Source organism: Pseudomonas sp. IPO3747 (genome assembly GCF_013385245.1).
GTDB classification, from domain to species: domain Bacteria; phylum Pseudomonadota; class Gammaproteobacteria; order Pseudomonadales; family Pseudomonadaceae; genus Aquipseudomonas; species Aquipseudomonas edaphica.
On record NZ_JACAQL010000026.1, the window covers coordinates 75,321 to 82,618 of the forward strand.

Here is a 7,298-nt window from a genome sequence, read left to right on the forward strand (position 1 = left end):
ATGCTTGGCCCGCAACCTCATGGACGCCCGCTATGACTCTTACAGAATTACGCTACATCGTGACCCTCGCCCAAGAGCAGCACTTCGGCCACGCGGCCGAGCGTTGCCATGTCAGCCAACCGACGCTGTCGGTGGGTGTGAAGAAGCTTGAAGACGAACTCGGTGTGCTGATTTTTGAGCGCAGCAAGAGCGCCGTGCGCCTCACGCCGGTGGGCGAAGGCATCGTCGCCCAGGCCCAAAAGGTACTGGAGCAAGCCCAAAGCATCCGCGAGCTGGCCCAGGCCGGCAAGAACCAGCTGACTGCACCGCTCAAAGTCGGCGCCATCTACACCGTCGGCCCGTACCTGTTCCCGCACCTGATTCCGCAACTGCACCGCGTTGCGCCGCAGATGCCGCTGTATATCGAAGAAAACTTCACCCATGTACTGCGCGACAAACTGCGCAATGGCGAGTTGGACGCGATCATCATCGCCCTGCCGTTCAACGAAGCAGACGTGCTGACCCTGCCGCTCTACGACGAACCGTTCTACGTGTTGATGCCGGCCTCCCACCCGTGGACGCAAAAGGACACCATCGACGCCGGCCTGCTCAACGACAAGAGCTTGCTGCTGCTGGGCGAAGGTCACTGCTTCCGCGATCAGGTACTGGAAGCCTGCCCGACCCTGACCAAGGGCAACGACGGCGCCAAACATACCACCGTGGAATCCAGTTCCCTGGAAACCATTCGCCATATGGTCGCTTCCGGCCTGGGTATTTCGATCCTGCCGCTGTCGGCAGTGGACAGCCATCACTACGCCCCCGGCGTGATCGAAGTGCGCCCACTCACGCCGCCGGTGCCGTTCCGTACTGTGGCGATTGCCTGGCGCGCGAGCTTCCCGCGCCCGAAAGCCATTGAGATCCTGGCCGACTCGGTCCGTCTGTGCTCGGTGGCCAAGCCGAATGCTGCGAGCTGATTAACGGTATGACAGAGCTGTCGCAGGTGTCGGTCACCGCACTCAAAGGTGTCGGTGACGCCATGGCCGAAAAGCTGGCCAAGGTCGGCCTGGAGAACCTCCAGGACGTGCTGTTCCACCTGCCCCTGCGCTACCAGGACCGCACGCGTGTGGTGCCCATCGGCCACTTGCGCCCTGGGCAGGATGCTGTGGTCGAAGGCACCGTCAGCGGCGCCGATGTGGTGATGGGCAAGCGCCGCAGTTTAGTCGTGCGCCTGCAGGACGGCACCGGCGGCCTGAGCCTGCGTTTCTACCATTTCAGCAACGCGCAAAAGGAAGGCCTCAAGCGTGGCACCCGCGTGCGTTGCTACGGCGAAGCCCGCCCCGGTGCATCCGGCCTGGAAATCTACCACCCGGAGTACCGCGCAATCACCGGCGACGAGCCGCCTCCGGTCGATACCACTCTCACGCCGATCTACCCGCTGACCGAAGGCCTGACCCAACAACGCCTGCGCCAGCTGTGCATGCAAACGCTGACGATGCTCGGCCCCAAAAGCTTGCCCGACTGGTTGCCTCTGGAGCTGGCGCGCGACTACCAACTGGCGCCGTTGGACGATGCGATTCGCTACCTGCATAACCCACCCGCCGACGCCGACGTCGACGAACTCGCACTGGGCCATCACTGGGCCCAGCATCGCCTGGCCTTTGAAGAGCTGCTGACGCACCAACTGTCCCAGCAGCGCCTGCGCGAAAGTATGCGCTCCCTGCGCGCGCCGGCGATGCCCAAGGCCACGCGACTACCTGCGCAATACCTGGCCAACCTCGGCTTTGCGCCAACGGGGGCCCAGCAACGCGTGGGCAATGAAATCGCCTACGACCTCAGCCAGCACGAACCCATGCTGCGGCTGATCCAGGGCGACGTGGGCGCAGGTAAAACCGTGGTGGCCGCCCTCGCCGCCTTGCAGGCGTTGGAAGCCGGTTACCAAGTGGCGCTGATGGCGCCCACCGAAATTCTCGCCGAACAGCACTTCATCACCTTCAAGCGCTGGCTCGAACCGCTGGGCCTGGAAGTGGCGTGGCTGGCCGGCAAGCTCAAGGGCAAGACCCGCGCAGCGGCGCTGGAGCAGATTGCCGGTGGCGCACCGATGGTGGTGGGCACTCACGCATTGTTCCAGGACGAAGTGCAGTTCAAGAACCTCGCCTTGGTGATCATCGACGAACAGCACCGCTTCGGTGTGCAACAGCGCCTGGCCTTGCGCCAGAAAGGCGTGGGCGGGCGCATGAACCCGCACCAGTTGATCATGACCGCCACACCAATCCCGCGCACCTTGGCGATGAGCGCCTACGCCGACCTCGACACGTCGATCCTCGATGAGCTGCCGCCCGGCCGCACGCCGGTCAATACCGTGCTGGTCACCGACACGCGCCGCGTCGAGGTCATCGAACGCGTGCGCGGCGCCTGCGCCGAAGGCCGTCAGGCGTATTGGGTGTGCACGCTGATCGAAGAATCCGAAGAGCTGACCTGCCAGGCCGCCGAGACCACGTTTGAGGACCTCACCAGTGCCCTGGGCGAGCTGAAGGTCGGGCTGATCCACGGGCGCATGAAGCCTGTGGAAAAAGCCGCGGTGATGGCCGAGTTCAAAGCTGGCAACCTGCAACTGCTGGTAGCCACCACGGTGATTGAAGTCGGCGTGGACGTGCCCAACGCCAGTTTGATGATCATCGAAAACCCCGAGCGCCTGGGCCTGGCCCAACTGCACCAACTGCGCGGCCGTGTCGGCCGGGGCAGCGCCGCCAGCCACTGCGTGCTGCTGTACCACCCGCCGCTGTCCCAGATCGGCCGTCAGCGCCTGGGCATCATGCGCGAGACCAACGACGGTTTTGTCATCGCCGAAAAAGACCTCGAACTGCGCGGGCCCGGCGAAATGCTTGGTACTCGCCAGACCGGCCTGCTGCAATTCAAGGTCGCCGACCTGATGCGCGATGCCGACTTGCTGCCCGCTGTGCGTGATGCGGCGCAAGCGCTGCTGGAGCGTTGGCCGGAACATGTCAGCCCCTTGCTCGATCGCTGGCTCAGGCATGGGCAGCAATACGGCCAAGTGTGACGCCTGACTCACTTATCCAACCAACAGTTGTATCAAGCTGGTTATACTTCGGTGACTGTACGAAATTGGATCAGGCCATGTCAGAAGTTGCCCTCGCCACAGCCCGAATGACCGCCCCGCCGGTCATTCGGGCTCTGCTCGCAAAACTCGCCATCCCCTACACGGAAGTGACCGAACACGCCGGCCTGAATCCCGCACAAAAAGTCCAGGCAGTACTGCTGGAAGATGCCGTGGGCGCACTCATGGTGCTGTTCCCGCAAAGCCAGTTACTCGACCTCAACCGCCTGGCTGAACTCACCGGCCGCCGCCTCACGGCCGTGTCGCCGGACCGCATCGAGCGCATGCTGGCCAAGCACGACTTGAGCCTGTTGCCCGGCCTGCCGGTACTGACCAGTTCGCCGTGCCTGTATGAAGGCAGCCTGCTCAGCGAACCCAGCCTGTTGGTGCATTCCGGCGAAGCCGGGCTGCTGCTGGAAATCGCCAGCATCGATTTCAAGACCATGCTCACCAAGGCCAGCGCCGGGCACTTCGGCGAACCGCTGAGCAACATCCGCCCCAACCTCGATCGCCCGAACGATGACCGCGAGGAAATCACCCAGGCGATGCAGGCGTTCACCGCCCGCCGAATCCAGCAGCGTCTGGAAGCGACCATCGAGATTCCGCCGCTGGCCGACACCGCGCAGAAAATCATCAAGCTGCGCGTCGACCCCAACGCCACCATCGATGACATCACCAGCGTCGTCGAAACCGACCCAGCCCTCGCCGCCCAAGTGGTGAGCTGGGCAGCGTCGCCGTACTACGCCTCGCCGGGCAAGATTCGCTCAGTGGAGGACGCCATCGTGCGCGTGCTGGGCTTTGACCTGGTGATCAACCTGGCGCTGGGCCTGGCCCTGGGCAAAACCCTGAGCCTGCCCAAGGACCACCCGCACCAGTCCACGCCGTACTGGCACCAGTCGATCTATACCGCTGCTGTGATCGAAGGCCTGACCCGCGCCATGCCCCGCGCCCAGCGCCCGGAAGCTGGCCTGACCTACCTGGCCGGCCTGCTGCATAACTTCGGTTACTTGCTGCTGGCCCATGTGTTCCCGCCGCACTTCTCGCTGATCTGTCGCCACCTGGAGGTCAACCCGCACCTGTGCCACAGCTATGTCGAGCAGCACCTGCTGGGCATCAGCCGCGAGCAAATCGGCGCCTGGCTGATGCGCTACTGGGACATGCCGGACGAACTGTCCACCGCCCTGCGCTTTCAGCACGACCCGACCTATGACGGGCAATATGCTGAATATCCCAACCTGGTGTGCTTGGCGGTACGTTTGCTGCGCAGTCGTGGAATTGGTTCCGGGCCGGATGAGGCGATACCCGACGCCCTGATCGAACGTTTGGGCTTGAGCCGGGAAAAGGCTGAGGAAGTGGTCGGCAAGGTACTGGATGCCGAGGTGCTGCTACGCGAACTCGCGTCCCAGTTCAGCCAGGCATAAGTCTGTCGCCTGCTCCATAGCTTTCGCAGGCAAACCAGCTCTCACACTTAACTGCGTTCCAACTGTAGAACGCGGTCGAATGTGGGAGCGGGTTGCCCTGATCTGGATGGTCTGATCCTGAATCGCATCATAATGCCAGTTAATTACTCCTCGCCTTTTGAGCGGCGAAGGCGAAAGTGACATACCTACCCAACGAAATCATGGCACTCTAACAACTTACAAATATAAAGTAACATCTGATACGGAACTGTCCCGCCCAACTAATCCACATAGAGCATGTCGGTAAGTTTTCTTACCATTAAAACTCTGGATTCTGCCTATGTCTATTTCATCCACCGTTAGCAACTTTATAACTAACAACCCAATAAGCGCCTACCCTTCACCTACAGCTACCGAACCCTCTGTAAACATCAACGGCAGTCTTACACCTCGCAGAGACCAATATGGGACCGTACTGGTTGTAACGACGCCTGACCCAGGCGCACCACAAAACGTCAATGGCCGCACTTATCACCCCGCCTCCGAAGTAAGAATTTATACGGGACATGCGGATGATAAAATCGATATAAAAGTTATTAATGATCGCGTCGTCGCCATTATCAATGGGCAAGCCGTCAAGCTGGACATCGACGCCTCTAACCCCGAGGGCAATCAAGGCAAACTGTTCATAGACAGCGGCGGTGGCGATGACAGTGTAAAGATAGCCCCTGACGTCAAGACCAGTGTAACCATTCACACTGGCCCAGGCAAAGACACCGTGAGCACGGGTGGCGGCTACGCTCAAGTATATCTGGGCGACGGCAATGATACCGCTGAACTAGCCTATGGCGGCGGAGAATTATACGGTGAAAACGGCGATGATACCTTGGCAGGAGGCACAGGCAGTAACTTCATTAATGGTGGCGCGGGAAAAAACACTATAAGGGGTGGTACGCCCAGCGATTCATCTCGAACGGCGATCTCCGCCGAAGGTACAAGTGACACTATTATTGGCCGCTCTGACAACACGTATATCCAGACCAAGGCCCAATTCACCTCTATAAAACTTTACCGGCAATTTGATAGCGAAGTCGACATTCATGAAAGTGCCGGAAATACCGAAACCAACGAATATAAGAGCCGGCAACATGTGACCGATGGAGACATACGGTTTTCAGGCAGATTCGACCCAGCCAAAGACCGTCGTATACGTGTGAACCAAGAGGACTAACGACCTACTTACAGGCGCTCTCCTCGGGGTTTTCAGTGCCCCGAGGACTCCAGAAAGCTAACCAGCTGTTTTTTTACGCGGCTTCAAATACTTGGTCAGCCCCTGGAACCAGATCACCAACGCCGGGTTGCCCTTGATCTGGATCGACTTGTCCTGAATCCCCGTCATGAACGCCAGTTGCTTGTTCTTCGCCTGCATCGTGGCGAAGCCGTAGGCGGCATCTTTAAAGGCGATAGCAAAGGCTGGCGCCGGGTGAACACCTGAGCGGCTGGTGATGCGCTGGTCTTTGACGATGAAGTGACGGGCAACCTTGCCGTCGAGGGTCTGCAACTGGAACGCCAGGTCTTTATCACCCAGCTGTTGCTGAAAGGCAGGATTGGTGCGGCTGGCTTTGCCCATCATCAGGCCCAGCACCCACAGCAGAAGACGAAATTTCATGCACACAGCCTCAGTGTATTTATTAAGTGGCCGCAGCAGTGTAACGATTTACCGGCAGAACGCCACCGATCTCGCGCTTTAGCAGGAGATCGGCAGGCGTTTAACGCTTATAGCAACATGTTGCTTAAACGTTAGGGCACGGCACTGGCGCCCAGTCGGCCAGGTTCGGATCGCGGCAGGTGCCTTCGATCTGCGCCTTGCCAGCGCTGGCGACCTGCTTGCTTTCAGCCTGCTTGGTTTGCACGGTCTGAATACTCTTCTCGGTGGTCACCGCTTCTTTCGGCACGGTTGGCAGCACCGGTTTTTTGGCGACTTTGGCAGGCGTCTTGCCTTTCTTCGCCGGCACCACCTGCGGCGTCGTGTCGGCCTGGGCCACGGTCACTACGTCAGCACGCTGCACACCCACTTGTTTCAGGTCTTGCTCGTAAGCCTGGGTGTAGTTGTTCAAGTCTTCGCTGGCCTTGCCGTTCACTGCAACGATCAGGTCATTGGACTCTTTCAAGCCAGCCACGATTTCCGCCAGGCGCTTGCGGCCTTCAGTGTCGTTAACGGTCTTGGCCTTGCGGTCGGCCACCAGCTTGGTGAATGCGCTCTGATAGCACTGCTGGGACGCCTTGGCGTAGGCCGTGCTGCGGTCGATGTCGGACGCGCTTTTATTGAAGTCGGTGGAGTAGGACGCGATGCGCTGGTTGTCATCGGTGATCTGCTTCTGACGCTCGGTGTAGTAACCCGCTGCGCCACCCGCCAGGGCGCCGCCCGCTGCACCGATGGCGGCATTACGGCCACGCTTGTCGGAGTCGCCGGTCAACGCGCCCAGCAATGCACCGCCGGCTGCGCCAAGCGCCGCACCGGTGACGACCGACTTGGTCATGTTCGAATCGGTTGCACGCAAGTGCTGCACCGGCTCGTAGCAGTTGGGGTAGTACTCGACCTTGGTGCTCGACGCGACCTTGGAAGCCGGCGACGTGGCGCAACCTGTCAACACGGTGCTGAAACCTGCTGCGATCAGCAGCAGGTGACGCTTGGAAACCGCCTTACGGGAAAAAAGCATAGGTGTGTTCTCTTTTAAGTTTGACTTGCCCAGCACGGCCCACCGCCGCCTGAGTCCTTTCCAAGCTCGCCATACAACCAGCGG

At 60.3% G+C, this 7,298-nt stretch carries 6 protein-coding genes; 4 read left to right on the plus strand and 2 right to left on the minus strand.

Annotated elements, in window-relative coordinates:
- Positions 1-32 precede the first annotated feature (32 nt).
- From HX790_RS27180 to HX790_RS27195, 4 genes are all read left to right on the plus strand, one after another.
- Positions 33-953, plus strand: coding sequence for a hydrogen peroxide-inducible genes activator (locus HX790_RS27180; RefSeq protein ID WP_017135841.1), 921 nt, complete (start codon positions 33-35; stop codon positions 951-953).
- A gap of 8 nt (positions 954-961) precedes the next feature.
- Entirely contained in the window at positions 962-3,037 is a 2,076-nt protein-coding gene (gene recG, locus HX790_RS27185; RefSeq protein ID WP_026013586.1) for an ATP-dependent DNA helicase RecG, read from the plus strand.
- 77 nt (positions 3,038-3,114) lie between these two features.
- Positions 3,115-4,515 (plus strand): aminoacyl-tRNA deacylase and HDOD domain-containing protein, encoded by a 1,401-nt coding sequence (locus HX790_RS27190; protein ID WP_176992502.1) that lies wholly within the window; start codon positions 3,115-3,117, stop codon positions 4,513-4,515.
- A gap of 319 nt (positions 4,516-4,834) precedes the next feature.
- On the plus strand, positions 4,835-5,725 hold the full coding sequence (locus HX790_RS27195; protein ID WP_176992503.1) for a hypothetical protein: 891 nt from the start codon (positions 4,835-4,837) through the stop codon (positions 5,723-5,725).
- A 57-nt stretch (positions 5,726-5,782) separates the two neighbouring features.
- On the opposite strand, the gene HX790_RS27200 is transcribed toward HX790_RS27195, so the two are convergent.
- Positions 5,783-6,163 (minus strand): hypothetical protein, encoded by a 381-nt coding sequence (locus tag HX790_RS27200; protein ID WP_017135837.1) that lies wholly within the window; start codon positions 6,161-6,163, stop codon positions 5,783-5,785.
- Positions 6,164-6,287: 124 nt separating this feature from the next.
- The gene (gene tagQ / locus HX790_RS27205) at positions 6,288-7,214 is read right to left on the minus strand and encodes a type VI secretion system-associated lipoprotein TagQ (RefSeq protein WP_017135836.1); all 927 of its coding nucleotides are present in this window, start codon (positions 7,212-7,214) and stop codon (positions 6,288-6,290) included.
- Positions 7,215-7,298 lie beyond the last annotated feature (84 nt).